13 protein-coding genes are annotated in these 17,520 nt (G+C 61.2%); 9 read left to right on the forward strand and 4 right to left on the reverse strand.

Annotated elements, in window-relative coordinates; all coding sequences use genetic code 11:
• Positions 1–15 precede the first annotated feature (15 nt).
• Positions 16–420: a sortase family protein gene (locus I2H36_RS15080; RefSeq protein ID WP_196264725.1), complete on the forward strand. Its 405-nt coding sequence runs from the start codon at positions 16–18 to the stop codon at positions 418–420.
• Positions 417–737 carry a c-type cytochrome gene (locus tag I2H36_RS15085; RefSeq protein ID WP_425523311.1) on the forward strand — a complete coding sequence of 107 codons (321 nt, stop codon included), beginning with the start codon at positions 417–419 and terminating at the stop codon, positions 735–737. The genes I2H36_RS15080 and I2H36_RS15085 overlap by 4 nt, the downstream gene beginning before the upstream one ends.
• Positions 738–818: 81 nt before the next feature.
• On the opposite strand, the gene I2H36_RS15090 is transcribed toward I2H36_RS15085, so the two are convergent.
• The 3 genes from I2H36_RS15090 to I2H36_RS15100 form a co-directional block, all read right to left on the reverse strand.
• Positions 819–1,661, reverse strand: a complete 843-nt coding sequence (locus I2H36_RS15090) for a universal stress protein (RefSeq protein WP_196264726.1) — start codon at positions 1,659–1,661, stop codon at positions 819–821.
• Positions 1,662–1,726: 65 nt separating this feature from the next.
• Positions 1,727–2,710 (reverse strand): zinc-dependent alcohol dehydrogenase family protein, encoded by a 984-nt coding sequence (locus tag I2H36_RS15095; protein ID WP_196264727.1) that lies wholly within the window; start codon positions 2,708–2,710, stop codon positions 1,727–1,729.
• Between the two features lie 40 nt (positions 2,711–2,750).
• Complete coding sequence (locus I2H36_RS15100) at positions 2,751–3,035, reverse strand: hypothetical protein (protein ID WP_196264728.1); 285 nt, start codon at positions 3,033–3,035, stop codon at positions 2,751–2,753.
• Positions 3,036–3,235: 200 nt separating this feature from the next.
• Here I2H36_RS15100 and I2H36_RS15105 point away from each other — a divergent pair, with 200 nt between their 5' ends.
• The 4 genes from I2H36_RS15105 to I2H36_RS20350 all read left to right on the forward strand — a co-directional run bounded on the left by I2H36_RS15105 (position 3,236) and on the right by I2H36_RS20350 (position 11,195).
• Positions 3,236–3,532, forward strand: coding sequence for a hypothetical protein (locus I2H36_RS15105; protein WP_196264729.1), 297 nt, complete (start codon positions 3,236–3,238; stop codon positions 3,530–3,532).
• Between the two features lie 242 nt (positions 3,533–3,774).
• Positions 3,775–7,575, forward strand: coding sequence for an Ig-like domain-containing protein (locus I2H36_RS15110; RefSeq protein WP_196264730.1), 3,801 nt, complete (start codon positions 3,775–3,777; stop codon positions 7,573–7,575).
• A 932-nt stretch (positions 7,576–8,507) separates the two neighbouring features.
• The gene (locus I2H36_RS15115; protein WP_196264731.1) at positions 8,508–10,874 is read left to right on the forward strand and encodes a heavy metal translocating P-type ATPase; all 2,367 of its coding nucleotides are present in this window, start codon (positions 8,508–8,510) and stop codon (positions 10,872–10,874) included.
• A gap of 84 nt (positions 10,875–10,958) precedes the next feature.
• Positions 10,959–11,195: a DUF2933 domain-containing protein gene (locus I2H36_RS20350; RefSeq protein ID WP_196264732.1), complete on the forward strand. Its 237-nt coding sequence runs from the start codon at positions 10,959–10,961 to the stop codon at positions 11,193–11,195.
• Between the two features lie 2 nt (positions 11,196–11,197).
• Here the strand turns inward: I2H36_RS20350 and I2H36_RS15125 are convergent, their stop codons facing one another.
• Positions 11,198–11,503 (reverse strand): DUF5676 family membrane protein, encoded by a 306-nt coding sequence (locus tag I2H36_RS15125; protein WP_196264733.1) that lies wholly within the window; start codon positions 11,501–11,503, stop codon positions 11,198–11,200.
• Between the two features lie 188 nt (positions 11,504–11,691).
• Between I2H36_RS15125 and I2H36_RS15130 the strand changes: the two genes are divergently transcribed.
• The 3 genes from I2H36_RS15130 to I2H36_RS15140 all read left to right on the forward strand — a co-directional run bounded on the left by I2H36_RS15130 (position 11,692) and on the right by I2H36_RS15140 (position 17,510).
• On the forward strand, positions 11,692–11,949 hold the full coding sequence (locus I2H36_RS15130; protein WP_196264734.1) for a heavy-metal-associated domain-containing protein: 258 nt from the start codon (positions 11,692–11,694) through the stop codon (positions 11,947–11,949).
• 706 nt (positions 11,950–12,655) lie between these two features.
• A complete protein-coding gene (locus tag I2H36_RS15135) occupies positions 12,656–14,377 on the forward strand; it encodes an efflux RND transporter periplasmic adaptor subunit (RefSeq protein ID WP_196264735.1) in 1,722 nt (573 codons plus the stop codon).
• Positions 14,378–14,384: 7 nt separating this feature from the next.
• A complete protein-coding gene (locus I2H36_RS15140; RefSeq protein ID WP_196264736.1) occupies positions 14,385–17,510 on the forward strand; it encodes an efflux RND transporter permease subunit in 3,126 nt (1,041 codons plus the stop codon).
• Positions 17,511–17,520 lie beyond the last annotated feature (10 nt).

Genomic DNA, 17,520 nt, shown 5'->3' on the forward strand with positions numbered 1-17,520 from the left:
GCCCGGGAGGGACCGATGCTCCATCACATCACGCTGCACCTCGCCCGCAGCAAGCAGTTTCCCGAAGGAAGTTCCCGATACGGCTATGAGATCACCGCGCCGCTCGATGATGGCGGCCATCTCGATCAGGAGGAATGGGCGGACAAACGCGCGTACTGCCGTGTCCGCCGTTTCTGGGCCGACGAGGGCGAGCGGAACGGTGTCCTTGTCCATCGCTCCGGCGGCGCCGGTGGAGCGACCTGGATAATCGACTACAACCAAGGCCGCCCCGGCGACGAGGAGGCCGGCTATCGCCTCCATCAGCATCGCTTTGCCGAGGGTGAATACGTCACCATCGAGGACGATGATGGCAAGCCATACACATTTCAGGTCGTCTCGGTGACCCGGGCTGAGCCTGGCGGAGCAGGAGCGCATCGATGATGCGGCGGCTCGCTCTCCTCTGCCTTGTTCTCGCATGCGCCTCGGCGACCGCCCTAGCCCAATCGGGCCGGGCACAGCGCGGATTGACGTTCGCGCAGACGAACTGCTCCCAATGCCATGCGATCGGACGGTTCGGTGACAGTCCCATTCCCGAGGCACCGCCCTTCAGGACCTTGCACACGCGCTACCCCATCGAAGACCTCGCGGAGGCCTTTGCGGAGGGCATTACGACGGGCCACCCCTCCATGCCGCAGTTCCAACTCGATCCGGCTCAGATTAACGACCTGATCGCCTACCTGAACTCTATCCAAGGATAGGGTGTTTGACAGCCCGAGCCGCTAGCGGCGAGCCGTCGCTGGCAGTCAGGAAGTTCCTGCAAATGCAGGCTTTCTCTGCCGTCAGTAAGAGAGAAGCAAGGGCGTGGGCGCGTTTTTGAGCAGGGACTGGGTCGTGCCGCCGAGCACCATTTCGCGCAGGCGCGAATGGACATAGGCGCCCATCACGATCATGTCGGCCCGCGTCAGGTGAGCATGTTTGCGCAGGGTCTCGGCCACGTCCCCATCAAGAGCCGGCAACGCAAGGACATTCACCGCAACGCCATGGCGTGTGAGATGCGGCGCGATCTCTGCGCCGGGCAGCGTATGCGCCAAGTCCTTCTCGCCCATGACGCTCACCAGTTCGACCTGCGTGGCGGCCCGCAGGAACGGCAGGGCGTCGTTGAGGGCACGTGCCGCCTTGGCGCTGCCATCCCATGCCACGATGATCCGGTCTCCGGTAAAAGCCTCGCGACCCGGAGGCACGACGATGAGCGGCCGACCACTGTCCATGAGCACCGCCTCGATCAGCCCCCGATCAACGGCCAGGGCAATCGGTTCGGCGTCGAGGATCGTTAGGTCATGGGCGCGGGCGAGGTTGGCAAAGCTCTTGATGAGGGACGGATATGCAAGCTGCGGCGCCTGGGTGGTGCACGCCACACCCGATGCCGCAGCAGCACGCTGGGATGACTCAGCGACAGCGTGCGCCAGGGCATCCAGACGGCGGTTCTCAGCCGCTAAGAGCCCCTCGGCAAAGGCACTGACGAAGGCATGGGTCAACGTGAGCTTCAGGGAAGCGGCCTGAACCGTGATGTGGGCGCCGGCCTCTCGGGCGAGCGAGAGCCCGTAAGCCAGAGCCGAGGAACGCTCGTCGGCTTCGCCCTCTTCCGTGATCCCAATCAGAAGACTGCGAATGTTCTGGATCATGGTTTCCTCCCTCTGAACCTGTATCTTGGTTGCGGGTTGCAATGACATTTGTTTCTACCCTTCGGTTAGGGGATCAGAACGGCCGCGCCCTGCAAACGCCCTGATCGAAAATCGTCCAAGGCCACGTTGGCAGCCTCCAGCTGATAACGCACCGTGTGCGTCCTGATCCGCGCCTTGGGGACGATCGCCAGAAATTCGAAGGCGTCCTGACGGGTGAGGTTGGCGACCGATACAATCTGCCGCTCCCCCCAGAGAAGCCGATACGGGAATTGCGGGATGTCGCTCATGTGGATGCCGCCGCAGACGACACGCCCGCCTTTCCGCACGGACTGTAAGGCAACAGGCACGAGCTCGCCTACGGGCGCGAAGATGATCGCGGCGTCGAGCGGTTCGGGTGAACCGTGATTGGAGTCGCCAGCCCAGATGACGTCGAGTGAACGGGCAAAATCCTGGGCGGCTTTGTCGCCGGGATGCGTGAACGCATATACCCGCCGCCCCTGCCAGGTGCAGACCTGACAGATGATGTGAGCTGCCGCTCCGAAGCCATAGATGCCGATCCTTTCGCCGGAGCCCGCCGCCATAAGCGAACGCCAGCCGATCAGGCCGGCACAGAGGAGCGGGGCCAAGGCAATGGGATTGCCGTCGTCCGGCAACGGGAAGGCGTAGGCTGCGTCGGCAACTGCATGGGACGCGAAGCCGCCATCCCGGGTGTAGCCGGTGAACAGGGGATCGTCGCAGAGGTTCTCACGGCCGGAGGTGCAGTAGGGACAATGACCGCAAGTGTGGCCGAGCCAGGGAACGCCAACACGCTCGCCGGTGCGCAAGCCTGTCACGCCACCGCCGAGCGCATCGATCTTCCCGACAATCTCATGGCCGGGAATAACCGGCAGTTTAGGATTTGTGAGATCACCGTCCACCACGTGAAGATCGGTACGGCAGACCGCGCAGGCCTCCACCACCAGGCGAATCTCGCCTGGGCCCGGTGAGGGAAGGGGTCGCTCTTCAAGTCTGAGGGGCGTGCGCACGTCGTGGAGGACCATCGCCTTCATGGACCGGACCTCTTCTCATCACACAGTCTTAGGGCAGGTTTTATTGTTGGAAACAGTCTTTGGCCTGCTCCTGCAATTCCTCAAGCGCCGCAACGTAGGGGGCACGGCTTTCCTGATGCTCTTGCCAAAGCAGGGCAATCTTCCTGCGCTTGATGCTCTCATCGCCGAGGCCGCGTTCGATGGCTGCGAGCTTATGCTGACACGCAAAGTCGATGTCGGCTAGGTCAGCTAGGAGTGACTGGAGCCGGGGCAAAATGTCGGGCGAGTACACCCGATTTAAGCGCGATTGTTTCTGGAAGCGCAGATGTTTCACCTCCGTTGCCATGGCTTCCTCCGCTGGGGCTCTGGTTCTTACAGCGTCCGCCTGAGCGACTCACCTAAGTTAAGCACAACAATTCGGTGAACCTGAGGCAGCTTGGCGGCCGGCGCTTCTCAGACTCGAACTCGATAGAAGGATGTTGAGCGGCTTCACCTGCCGCTGCGTTGATCTGAGTCAAACCAGCCCAACTAAGAAGTGCTATTCTGATGCAGTTCATTACAGTCTGTGGCTATGTGAATCTCGCTCCAAACCTCTGCCGTCTTCACAGGTTTCTAAGCTTCAGTGTTAACGTCACCGATACTATTGCCAGCTGGATGCGGATCATCGAGCTTTTAGCGGCTTGGAAGAACATTGAGGCGGGAGACACATCCAAGAGGCTCCCACTACTGGAGAATACTGTTTCTGTTGGGGCGACCGTCTTTGCCGATACGGCAGCTATGACCGGACTGAACGCCTCTATTAGCCGGTTGGCCGATGCGATCAGCGATGCAAGCGAAGCCTAGAAGCGCCAGCAGACCAATCAACTCGCTGATGCGCTGCGCCGACTCACCGATTGACGGGATGAGCGGGGGAGAGGGCGTCACAGGTAGGACACAATACGCGAAATTGGGTTTTCTGGCCGAAAAAAGGGACGCGGGACCTTCCTTACAAGGTGCACAGTCATTCCTCTCTTAGGAAAATGTGCTATTCCCCTTCCCTTAGGGAATGAGCAGCGGCGTAGCGCTGCAACGGGCCGGGGGCTGAAATGATGGACTTGCGCGCAACGCGTAACGCGGACTTCGATCCAGCAAGGTGGGATCATTTATATTTCCAAAATGGTATGCCGGCGGTCGAATACTCGCCAAGTCAAATGGACGTTCAGATCTTCTTGGACTGGGACCTAATCGTTTATGGAACTGATTCTGCAAACTACGAAGATCTTTTCCTTGAATCGCCTGTTTCCTTCGGATCCCTTCTGTGGGCCAGGCCCGATAACGCCGGGTATTACTTCGATTTCTCTCAAAACACACACCGGGTCTCGCTAACCGGGGGCAACTATCGCGATTATCTGATCGGCGGGCTGAACACCGATACGCTGACCGGTAGCGGAGGCTTGGATCGTTTTCAGGGAACCGCTCAGACATTGGCAGGCGACACCATCACCGATATTCAGGACGGTGAGAGTATCACTCTGCTGAGTGGTACATTGCAGTCGGCCAGCCTCAACGGCAACGTTCTCGCCTACACGGTTGATGGCGCTTCCTACACGATGCTTGTGAATGGCGCCGCCAGCCGGATTGCGGTAGCTAACAATACCATCACCTTCGATAACACTGCCCCGTTCGTAGCCAGCATCAGCCGAGCCAATCCCTCCCCGACCGCTACGGGCCCAATCAGTTACACCGTCACCTTCTCGGAAACAGTCACAGGACTCGACGTCAGCGACTTCGCTCTTGTCACCAGCGGTCTGAGCGGTGCTTTCATCTCTCAGGTCACTGGAAGTGGCTCGACGTATACGCTCGTTGTCAATGCAGGTTCCGGAAATGGAACGGCTCAGCTTCAACTGATATATGGGAATACCGGCATCAGCGACGCCGCTGGGAACCTGATCACGGGCGGCTTCACAGGAGGGCAGGTCTATATGGTCGATCAGCTTGCTCCTGATACGACTATCACGGCAACTCCTCCCACGTTGTCCAATTCATCGTCGGCTACATTCACCTTCTCATCGAATGAAAGCGGGGGCAGGTTTGAGTGGACCTTAGATGGCTCAGCATACGCAACAGCCACGAGCCCCAAGACTGTCACGGGCCTCGCTGATGGAAGCCACACCATCTTCGTCCGGGCCATCGATCAGGCCGGCAATATTGATGGTAGCCCAGCAACTTATACTTGGGTGATCGACACGACGGCGCCGACTCTGACAATTGCCAGCGACGTAGAGACTCTCAAAGCCGGTGAGACTGCTGTAATCACCTTCACGTTCAGCGAGGACCCGGGCCTAACCTTCACGCTTGCTGACATCAGTGTCAGCGGCGGTTCGCTCGGCGCGCTGAGCGGTACCGGCCTGACACGTACGGCCGTGTTCACCCCAGGGGTCGGATTCGACTCTGGTACGGCCAGCATTACAGTTGCCAGCGGTTCATATGCCGACCAGGCGGGCAATAGCGGCGGGGCCGGAACGACTCCGTTGCTAACCTTCGACACCCAGGCGCCGGTGGCTCCGTCCACTCCCGATCTGGATGCCTCGTCGGACACTGGCCGCACCAATGACGACAACATCACCAGCGATACTACACCAACATTCATTGGCACCGCCGAAGCCGGTACCACCGTCTCCCTATACGATGGGGCTGTCGCGATCGGTTCGGCTGTTGCGACAGGCGGCCTATGGAGCATCACCAGCACGCCTCTTGCCGAAGGCCCCCACAGCATCACCGCCGTGGCGACTGATCCTGCGGGCAATCACAGTCTAGCCTCGGGCGCACTGGCATTGGAGATCACGACCCAGGCACCTGCCACCGAAGTGACCGGCGTTGTGTTCTCGTCCGATACCGGTGCGTCCGTCACGGATCGGATCACGAAAGTCGCCGCGCAGACCATTTCCGGGAGCCTCAGCGCCAATCTGGCCGAAGGCGAGCGCGTCGAGGTCTCGTTCGATAACGGTAGCGGCTGGACCCCCGCCGCCGCCCCTGCCGGCAGTGCCTTTTGGTCGCTGAACACCACGCTGGCTGCAGGCACACATAACCTGCAAGTGCGTGTGACAAACGCCGTCGATAAGAGCGGGCCGGTGCATATCTGGGACTATACGCTCGATACTCACTCTCCCGGCGTGACCATTGAAAGCAGCGCCTCGCAACTGCATGCCGGCGAGACGGCGACGATCACCTTCACCTTCACCGAAGATCCGGGCGCGAACTTCACCTGGGACGGCAGCGCGGGCGACGTCCTTGTCAGTGGCGGCACGCTGTCCGCCATCTCGGGCACAGGCCTCACTCGCACGGCCATATTCATGCCGAGCGCCGGCACGCAGAACGGTACGGCAAGTATCACCGTAAGCGCGGGTGCCTATGCCGACCTGGCAGGGAATTTCGGGACGACTGGCGCAACGCCGTCGCTGCACTTCGACACGCTGGCACCGGGCGCACCATCTGCGCCGGCTCTCGCCGCCAGCAGCGACAGCGGAAATTCCAGCAACGACAATCTGACAAACAACTCGGCACTGACCCTGACCGGCACCGCCGAAGCTGGTGTCACCATCAGACTCTACGACACCGACGGCGTCACGGAAATTGGCAGCGGAATCGCAATTGGAGGCACCTGGTCGATTACGACGTCGCCTCTTGCTGCCGGCAGCCATACTGTCAGCGCAAAAGCAACAGATGCAATGGGCAATAGGTCACCCGTATCCACCGGACTGACCGTGGTCATTGACGTCGCCGCCCCGACGCTTGTGCAATCCAGTCCTGTCGATAATTCTGGACACGTAGTTCCCACGGCTGACTTGGTTTTGACCTTCTCAGAGGCGGTCCATAGAGGCAATGGCACGATCGATCTGTATGACAGCACCGGCGCTCTCATCGAGAGTTTCGATGTAGCTACCAGCGGCCGCATCAGTATTGCGGGCGATGTCCTCACGGTAGATCCCACCAACCCGCTCAGCAACGGGAACGGCCATTATTATCTCAACGTATCCGCTGGCGCTCTCAAGGACGCTGCCGGGAACAGCTTCGCGGGCATTGGAGACCGCACCACCTTCAACTTCAGCGTCATCGTCGATGAGCCTTCCGGTCCTGTTACGGTTCCCAATGCAAAGGGTGGTGTGGACATTACCATCACGGATCCGTCCCAGCTGACCGCAGCTCTGGGGACGAGCGGGGTGGATCATGTGTTCTACAGCGGGCCAGGGACAGTGAGACTGCCGGGCACAATCGAGAATGTCACTCTGACCGGCGGCGACGGCAGCGCGATGGGAAACACTCAGCGCAATACTTTGCGCGGCGGCAGCGGCAACAATGCCCTGAACGGGCAAGGCGGCAACGATCTCCTGTACGGGAGCAGCGGCGACGATCGGCTAAGCGGTGGGTCCGGCAGGGATCGCCTGGAGGGCGGATCGGGCGACGACCTCCTCCTTGCTGGGAGTGGTCACGACACGATCTCGGGCAGCGCAGGCAACGATACCATCTCAGCCGGGGCTGGGAACGATGTGATCTATAGCGGGCTTGGTGCCGACGTGATCGAAGACGGTGGCGGGCGGGATGCCTTCGTGTTCAACACGCGGATTGGGAAGGGCCAAGCCGATATGCTCAAGCACTTCAATGTTGAGCCTGATACTATTTGGCTGGAGAATGCGATCTTCAAAGGCGTCGGTGGGCGTGGCTGGCTGAAGGCGGATGCCTTTCACATCGGAGTCAAAGCCTCGGACAAGGAGGATCGCATCATCTATAATGCCAAGAAGGGTATGCTGTACTACGATGCGGACGGATTGGACGGACAGGGGCAGATTGCGTTTGCCAAGTTGTCCAAGCACCTGAAGATAACCGAAAAGGATTTCTTCATCATCTGAGGTGGGCTGACCTCAAGGCGATGCGCCCTGCCGGCTCAGGCTAGCGGGGCGTTCCTTTTAGGACGAATGTAGAGCCGCTTAGATCTTCAACCGTTGTGCCGATCCATCCAAACGTTCCCACGGTTTTCTGCAATTCAGGAACGTGAGGGAATTCGTACATACCCCTTTCAGGCGATGAAGGTAAGAATGTCCCCTCATGGCACATCGCAGACGTAGGCCGGAGTTCTGCTCTTAAGCTGAATGCGGCCATTGGTCAAATCGACCGCACACACTTGCTTGTCGCCCACAACGGGACTGGCCAGTTCTTAGGCAGAGAACTGAGGCAGTATTGGCGCCATGAATGCCCTCTTTGGTGCCTAGAGAATGCCCGCCAGAGAATGTTTAACGCCGAATTGGCGCAAGAAATCCAGCACTTAGAAATAAAGGTCTTTAGCCGAAAAGCTCTGTATTGTCCGAGGCCTATTTAATGGTGGTGGAGGCAGTCACCTGCGAACCTGTCTCTAGTCAGCTTTCCCTGTCTTCAGCGAAAATACTGGGAAATTTGCTTGATCGGCCTAGCTTTAACTGCACCTGAATGAGGTATTGCATAACAATACCAACAACTTGTCCTGTCAGAGGACACAAGATAATAGGGAAATAGTTTACCCGAACAGGGAAGCTATAAGAGTAGAGCAGGGTCCTGAGCTTAAGCTCCTAGCATTCGTCAGTTCAAGCTCAGATGGTGCTGGATTATGCCGATCTTCTACAAACCGAAATAATTTCAGTGGCTTATGACCTGATCACCGGAACCATCTGTGCTACCCTTCTGGACTTACCAGCGAGTGTAATCAGTACGACCCTGGAGATACCATACAAGCCCTTGACCCTTCTATGATGGAAGGCATCACTCTTCAGATTTGATTTCTTAGGTTAAGGCTGAGCAGGGGATTGTCATGAACGAGCACCAGGCGGCCAACCAACATGCCCAGCATGCTGGGCATCATCATGATCATACTCCAACGGATGCCGAAACCGTCAGTGATCCCGTCTGCGGAATGTCGGTCGATCCGCATGCGACTCCGCACCGAACCCAACACGAGAGCAAGCCCTATTATTTCTGCTCGTCGGGCTGCCATTCGAAGTTTTTGGCGGAGCCTGAAAAGTATGTCGTGCCGAAACCTGTGATGGGGGCGGAGGTAATTTCCGAAGGAACGATCTACACCTGCCCGATGCACCCTCAGATCCGTCAGGTAGGCCCTGGCTCCTGCCCCATCTGCGGTATGGCGCTCGAACCTGTTCAGGCGACTGCCGAGACGGGCCCTAGCCCGGAACTCGTCGATATGACACGACGCTTCTGGCGCGGCCTCGTTCTGTCCTTGCCCCTGGTGGCGCTGGAGATGGGAGGGCATCTGACAGGCCTCGGTCATTACCTCGATCAGCAGACGTCGAACTGGATTCAGATGCTTTTGAGCACGCCCGTCGTGCTGTGGGCAGGCTGGCCTTTCTTCGTCCGTGGCTGGCAGTCTCTTGTCTCGCGCAACCTGAACATGTTCACGCTGATAGGCATGGGCACAGGTGTAGCCTGGATCTACAGCATGGTCGCAGTGCTGGCACCTGCCGTGTTCCCGGCAGCCTTCCGGGGCTATGATGGTGCTGTTGCGGTGTACTTCGAAGCAGCCTCCGTCATCACGGTGCTGGCCCTGCTCGGTCAGGTCCTGGAGCTGCGTGCACGTGAGACGACAAGCGGCGCCATTCGCGCCCTCCTCGATCTTGCGCCGAAGACCGCCCGCCGCATCATGGACGACGGCACGGAGCAGGAAGTCCAGCTCTATATGGTCCAGGTAAGCGATCGTCTGCGTGTGCGCCCGGGGGCGAAGGTACCGGTGGATGGTAGAGTAATTGAGGGCCGTAGCGCAGTGGACGAGTCCATGGTGACCGGCGAGTCGATGCCCATCACCAAGGCGGTAGGCGCGAACGTGATTGGCGGCACCATGAATCAAGCAGGCGCTCTCGTCATCGAGGCGCAAAAGGTCGGGCGCGACACCATGCTGTCCCAAATCGTTCAGCTCGTTGCGGAGGCCCAACGCAGCCGCGCCCCGATCCAGCGCCTAGCCGACCAAGTCTCCGGCTACTTTGTTCCCGCGGTGATCGGCGTAGCGGCGCTGGCCTTCTTCTCCTGGGCGATTTGGGGTCCAGAGCCGCGCTTTTCCTATGGAGTTGTCGCGGCTGTGGCGGTGCTGATCATCGCCTGTCCCTGCGCGCTAGGACTTGCCACGCCTATGTCGATCATGATCGGTGTTGGACGCGGCGCGCAGGCGGGTGTCCTGATCAAGAATGCCGAAGCGTTGGAGCACATGGAGAAAGTCGACACACTCCTGGTCGACAAGACTGGTACGCTCACCGAAGGCAAGCCTGCCGTGACGGCCATCGTTCCCGCGCCGGGCTTTACCAAGACCGACGTGTTGCGCCTGTCAGCAAGCGTAGAACGGGCGAGCGAGCATCCGCTGGCAGTTGCCATCGTAGCAGACGCTGAGAAGCAAGGCATCGCAACCCTGCCAGTCACGGATTTCGACTCGCCCACCGGCAAGGGCGCGCTCGGCATGGTGGGAGGCAAGCGCATCGTGCTTGGCAGCAGGGCGTTTCTGACCGAGCACGGCATCGATGTCGCTCCTCTGATCGAACAGGCGGACCGGCTGCGTGAGGATGGCGCCACCGCGATCTTTGCCGGCATCGACGGACATGTAGCCGGCGCGATTGCCATCGCCGACCCGATAAAGACCTCCACCCCCGAGGCACTAGCCGGCCTGAAGGCGGAAGGTGTACGAGTGGTGATGCTGACAGGCGACAACCGGACTACCGCGAAGGCCGTCGCACGCCGGCTCGGAATTGACGAGGTTGAGGCGGAGGTACTGCCCGATCAGAAAAGCGCCGTGGTGGACAAGTTCAAGCGCGCAGGCCGCGTGGTGGCTATGGCGGGCGACGGAGTGAATGACGCCCCGGCCCTGGCGGCGGCGGATGTCGGCATCGCCATGGGCACCGGCACCGACGTGGCGATGGAGAGCGCCGGCGTGACCCTGCTGAAAGGCGACCTGACCGGGATCGTACGGGCGCGGCGGCTGTCGCGGGCGACCATGCGCAACATTCGCCAGAACCTGTTCTTCGCCTTCATCTACAATGCGCTCGGCGTTCCGGTGGCGGCAGGCGCGCTCTACCCCGTCTTCGGCATCCTACTGTCGCCGATCATCGCGGCAGCCGCCATGGCCCTGTCGTCGGTGAGCGTGATCGGCAATGCGATTCGCCTGCGTACGGTGCGCCTGTGACGGCACGACAGAAACATTAGCAGGATCAAAGTACGGCAGTTGCTACGGGGCCAGAATCCGATCCGCTCATCGGAGGATTTCACCATGAACACCAAACCGAACAAACTCTCAGCTCCAACCAGAACGTGGCGGAGCGTCCTGATCGGGTCTCGCTTGGGATGGATCCTGACAGTCGCGCTGGCTGTGCTGGGCATCTATCTTTTCATGACCCATACGGGCCATGTCCTGACAGCCCTATCCTACCTGCTCCTGACCGCCTGTCCCCTGATACATCTCTTCATGCATAAGGGCCATGCTCATAGTCATAGCAGGGACGAGTGATCCTATAGCCGGCTGATCAACCGGTTATAGAGCGGCACAAACAGGGTAGTTGTGACCCAGGCGGTGACGGCGCTGCCGATGATTCCTTCTGCAAAGGTGCGCAGGACATTGTCAGGCTGGTTCGCAAACATCCCGATCCACCCGTGAGCTAAGCCTGCCGCCGGCCAGACAAGCGCCACCAGGTAGCAGAGGATGAACAGACCCACGAGGGTTGTGGTCAGCGCCCATCCAGCTGCCATCAGGTTCATCGGAGAAGTCCAGCGCGTCTCGGCAGTCGGGACCGTGTTCTGAAATGTTGAAGTGGACATGAGTGCCTCCTCAAATTCCAACTTCCATGCGCGAATTATGCGCTCTTTCCGTCCCGCTAACATCATGAAATTGCAACTTTTCAAGGCTGGCCGAAGATTTCTGAAGATCTAGACAATAACCACTTGACTTTCCCACGATGGAAAGGTGCACGGTTCGGCCATCATCCGATCCAACTGGAGTTCGTCTCATGTGTGGATGCAGCACCCATCAGTCCCAGACCAGCAAAGCTGTCGATCACGATCCGAGCGCCCTTGCTCTCAAGGTCGAAGACATGGCCTGCGGCCATTGCGCGAGCGCCATCACCAAGGCCATCGAAGTTGGCTTGCCGGGAGTCAAGGTCGAGGCCGATCTGGCATCGAAGAGCGTTCTTGTTCGGGGCGCCGCCGATTTGTCCAAGGTCAAGGCCCTGGTCACCGAAGCCGGCTACACCCCAAGCGTTGCTTGAGTCCGTCTCGGGCGGTATAGCACTACCCGACTTATTCCTCAGCCGCAGGTTAGCAGACATGGTGGGAACCGTGGTGCTGAGATTGGCGCGTGCTCGGAAGCCCTCACATTAGCCATCTCATTCGTTGAGGAACCCTCTGGAAACCTGACGGCTGTCGGGTAGTTTACCACCCCATAGGAGTGATTCGTTGAACGCTGCCTGGATCCGCTGTCGTCGTCTTGTCGCAAGCCTCATGCTCGTGGCTATGGCGTCGTTTGTGCTTCACAGCGGGGCTATGGCAGGCTTGCACCAACATGGACCAGACCCTGCCAACTGCGATAAAGCGGCCTCAGCGGAGCATATCCACAAGGCTGCCGCCAAGGCTGCAGCCGTCGACAGAGCCCATGATCATGACGACGGCATTACCCATCATACTCAGACGACTCCGGCAGATGAGGTTTCATCGGCCGACACGAAGACTGACCTGAGCGCAAGAGCACCATGTTGCGCTAGTGTCTGTGCCATCGTTCTGACAAGCTTCAATTCGGCAGCGATCTCCGCACCTATTATGGCTGTCGCGATGCTTCCTCCGGAGAGCCAGCGCTCTTCCGGCATTGATCCTAGCGGCCTAAGGCGCCCACCGCGAACCACCGACATCGTATAAACGAGCGACCGGCTTAAAGCCGCGTCGCTTCCGACGACGTGCTTTTAATCCGGGGCTTTCCCAATGTTGATTATTCCAAATGGCGTTCTGCGCCGCATCCAGGTCGTTCTGACCGGCCTGGGTTTATTGACCGTTATTGCTACTGCCGCGCTTGCTCATAAAGGGCATGACCATGGCGCCCCGCCTCCGTCGGCGGTGACCACTTCAAATCCGCGTGTGGCCGCTCAATCCGATGCCTATGAACTCGTCGGCATTCTTCGTGGCGAACGCCTTGGGTTATACCTTGATCGTTTCGCCTCGAATGAACCTGTTACTGATGCCAAGATCGTCATCACTGTCGGAGGCGACCAGGATATTCAAGCGGAACCGGGATCAAATGGCGTCTATACGGTAGCATCGCCCAAATTCAGCGGAGAAGGCCCCCTCGAACTGATCTTCGCGGTAACGGCACCGGGTGGCGATGATTTGCTGATCGGGACACTGCAGCTTCCTGCCAAGACAATGACGGCGGCATCTGCTCCGGCCCGATCCTTGCCTCTGCAGGAGCTGCGGGGTTCCACAGCCTTTCGTGTGGGCAATCTCGAGATCGTTTCTCCTTTCGTGATTGCGGGAGTCTCGCTTGTGCTTGGCCTCCTGATTGGTCTTGCGGCCCGCAGCCGTAGGAAGCTGGTTCCTTTCGCGGGTTTAGCTGTCCTGGTGCTTGTCGTCTCCACGGCCTACGCATTCGCGCATGAGGACCTTGATCATGGTGCGGATGCCGCCAGGGCGGCACACCCGGCAGCCGATATTCCGCGCCGCCTGCCTGACGGGACCGTGTTCGTGCCCAAGCCCAGCCAGCGTTTGCTCAGCGTGCGAACCACGATCACGAAGACTGAGGAAGCGCAAAAGGCCGTGAACCTGATTGGGCGGATCATCCCCGACCCCAACAGATCGGGTTTGGTCCAAAGCATCAACGGCGGACGTATCATGGCGTCGAAGGACGGCCTTCCGCGCCTTGGGAAGGAGGTCAAGAAGGGTGATGTGCTTGCCTTCATCGAACAAGCGGTCGGCCAGGCGGACCGGACAACATTGTCCGAGCGCGTCGGTGAGATCGAACAGGAGATCGCCGTCGCCGAGACCAAGCTCAAGCGCGTGCGCCAGCTTTCGGATCGCGGCGTTGCCCCGCCGAGCCAGGTCGCCGACGCCGAGATCGAGCTGGAGGGGCTGCGCCGCCGTCGCGAGATCGTGCGCCAGACACGGATCGAGTCCGAGGTCTTACGTGCCCCCATCGACGGCACCATTGCCGCCGCGCGGGTGGTCCCCGGCCAAGTGGTCGCCTCCCAGGACATCGTCTTCCAGATCGTCGACCCGAAGGGTCTCTGGGTCGAGGCGCTCGTCTACGGCGAGATCGATCCCGCCAAGGTCACCGGGGCCAGCGCCGCGGCCGTGGACGGCGCGCGCCTGAAGCTCGCCTTCCAGGGCTTCAGCAAGGCGATGCAGCAGCAGGCCACCGTGGTGCAGTTCGCCGTCGAGAACCCGCCGGGCAACCTGTCAGTCGGCTCGCCGGTCACGGTCTTCGCGCAGAACGGGACCTCCGTCAGGGATATCATCATGCCCAGGGATGCGGTCGTGCGCGGCGCCAACGGCGAGGCGGTGGTGTGGCGCCACACGGATCTGGAGCGCTTCGAGGCACGTCCCGTCCGGACCGAGCCCTTCGACGCCACCCGGCTTGTGATCCGGGCCGGCGTCGCCGAGGGCGAGCGGATCGTGATCCGCGGCTCCGAGCTCATCAACCAGATCCGGTGAGGGAGCGATGTTCAACTTTCTCGTCAGCAACAGCCTGAAGAACCGGCTCTTCGTCATCGCGGCGGCGCTTGCGCTTGTCGCCTACGGCTCGTGGATCCTGCCGCGCGTGCCCGTGGACGTGTTCCCCGACCTCAACCGGCCGACCGTCACCCTGATGACCGAGGCCGAGGGCCTCGCGCCGCAGGAGGTGGAGCAGCTCGTCACCTACCCGCTGGAGACCGCGATGAACGGCATGCCTGGCGTCACGCGCGTCCGGTCCGTCTCCGGTGTTGGTCTCTCCATCGTCTATGTCGAGTTCGACTGGAGCACGGACATCTACCGCTCGCGCCAGCTAGTGGCCGAGCGCCTGGCGCTCGTGGGCGAGCAGCTCCCGATCGGCGTCACCCCGCAGATGGGGCCGGTGACCTCGATCATGGGCGAGATCATGCTCGTCGCCGTGACCAGCGACACCGTCTCGCTCATGGAAGTGCGCGAGATCGCCGACTTCATTATCCGTCCCCAGCTCCTCACCATCGCGGGCGTCGCCCAGGTGATCCCCATCGGCGGCGAGGTCCGGCAGTACCGGATCGTGCCGAACATCGCGGCGCTGCAAGCGCTCGACGTCACCCATGAGCAGATCGAGGCCGCGGTCACCCGCTTCGGCACCAACACCGGCGGCGGCTTCGTTGACCAGCACGGGCGCGAGTACTTGATCCGCAACGTGGGCATGACCCGGCGCCTGGAGGACCTGCGCAACACGGTCGTGGTGCACAAGCAGGGCCAGCCCGTCTTCCTGCACCAGGTGGCGCAGGTAGACTTCGCCCCGCGGGTGAAGCGCGGCGACGCCGGCTTCCAAGGCAAGCCCGCGGTGATCGTGTCAGTCCAGAAGCAGCCAGGCGCCGACACGGTCGGCCTTACCGGCAAGATCGAGGCCGCGCTGGCCGATATCCAGAAGACGCTACCGCAGGGTGTGTCCGCTACTAACTTGCAGTTCCGGCAGGCGACCTTCATCGAGACCTCGGTCGACAACGTGAGGCGGGTGCTGCTGGAGGCAGCCGCCGTCGTCGCGGTGATTCTGATCCTGTTCCTGATGAACGTGCGGGCGACGGTGATTTCCCTCACCGCGATCCCGATCTCGATCCTGGTGACGGTGCTCGTCTTCAACGCTTTCGGGCTCACCATCAACACCATGACGCTGGGCGGGTTGGCCATCGCCATCGGCGAGCTCGTCGACGACGCCGTGGTCGATGTCGAGAACATCCTGCGCCGCCTCAATGAGAACCGGGAACTTCAGGAGCCGCGGCCCGTGCTGGAGGTGATCGCGGCCGCATCCCAGGAGGTCCGCTCCGGCATTGTCTACGCCACGATGATCATCATCCTGGTGTTCATCCCGCTCTTCGCCCTCTCCGGCATCGAGGGACGCCTCTTCGCGCCGCTTGGCGTGGCCTACATCGTCTCGATCCTGGCCTCGCTCGTCACCTCGATCACCGTGACGCCGGTGCTGGCCTACTACCTGCTCTCCGGGCGGGTGAAGGGCCATGAGCACGACAGCTTCGTGGTGCGCCACCTCAAGCGCGGCAACGCGGCCTTGCTGCGCTGGGCCTTTGGGCACCGCGGGATCTTGTTCACGACTGTGCTGGCGGGCGTCGGCCTGGCAGCCTACGGGGCGACGTTGCTGCCGCGGGCCTTCCTGCCGCCGTTCAATGAAGGCACGCTCACGATCAGCCTCGCCTACAACCCCGGCATCGCGCTCGCCGAGAGCCACCGCCTCGGGCTCGTGGCAGAAGGCTTGATCAAGGACGTGCCCGAGGTGATCTCGGTCGGACGCCGCACCGGCCGCGCCGAGCTCGACGAGCATGCCGAGGGCGTGCACTCCTCCGAGATCGACGTCGACCTGAAGCGGTCGGAGCGCTCAAAGGATGAGGTCATGAGCGACATCCGCGCCCGCCTGGCCGTCCTGCCGGCGACGCTCAACGTGGGCCAACCGATCTCGCACCGCCTCGACCACATGCTCTCGGGCGTGCGGGCCGAGATCGCGCTCAAGATTTACGGCGAGGACATCGATACCCTGCGCACCCTGGCGGAGGGCCTGCGCGAGCGGCTGTCGAGCGTGGAGGGGCTCGTTGACCTCCAGGTCGAGAAGCAGGTGCGCATCCCTCAGCTGCGCATCGATGTCGACTACGAGAAGGCCGCGCTCTATGGCCTCACGCCTGCGACGGTGACGCAAGGTTTGGAGACGATGTCGAACGGGCGCACGGTCTCGCAGATCGTCGAGGGCCACCGCCGCTTCGACGTGGTGATGCGCCTGTCCGACCAGGATCGCTCCACCACCGGCCTCGGCGACCTGCTCATCGCCACGCCGACCGGCCACGTGCCGCTGCGCATGATTGCGACCGTCGAGGAGACGGACGGGCCCAACCAGGTCCTGCGCGAGAACGGCCAGCGCCGCATCGCGGTCCTCGGCAACACGGACGGCCAGCGCGACATGGCGGCGATCATCGCCGACATCCGCCGCATCACCGCCAAGACGCAGTGGCCGCGGGGCTATGTCACCCGCCTGGAGGGTACCTTCCAGGCGCAGGAGGAGGCCACGTTCCGGATCGGGGCGTTGTCGCTCCTGTCACTCGCGATGGTGTTCGTCGTGCTCTACAGCCGCTACCAGTCACCGGCCCTGGCGCTCATCATCATGGGCAACATCCCGCTGGCCCTTATCGGCAGCGTAATCGCGCTCAACATCGCCGGCCAGCCACTCTCGGTCGCTTCGATGATCGGCTTCATCACGCTGGCTGGCATCTCGGCCCGCAACGGCATCCTGAAGGTCTCGCACTACATCAACCTCGCGCTCTACGAGGGCGAGCGGTTCGGCAAGGACCTCGTCATCCGCGGCAGCCTGGAGCGGCTGACCCCGGTGCTGATGACGGCGCTCTCGGCCGGCCTCGCCCTCATCCCGCTGCTGATCGGCGCGGACGAGCCGGGACGCGAGATCCTGCATCCCGTGGCGGTGACGATCTTCGGCGGGCTGATCTCGGCGACGCTGATCGACACCTTCCTCACCCCGGTCCTGTTCCTGACCTTCGGCAAGAAGCCGCTGGAGCGCATCCAAGTTGGCCGCGAAAACCAAGCCGGCGGCCTCAGCCCGGCAGAGGCCTTCTAGCCTTTTCAAG

Source organism: Microvirga terrestris (assembly GCF_015694425.1).
Taxonomy (GTDB): domain Bacteria; phylum Pseudomonadota; class Alphaproteobacteria; order Rhizobiales; family Beijerinckiaceae; genus Microvirga; species Microvirga terrestris.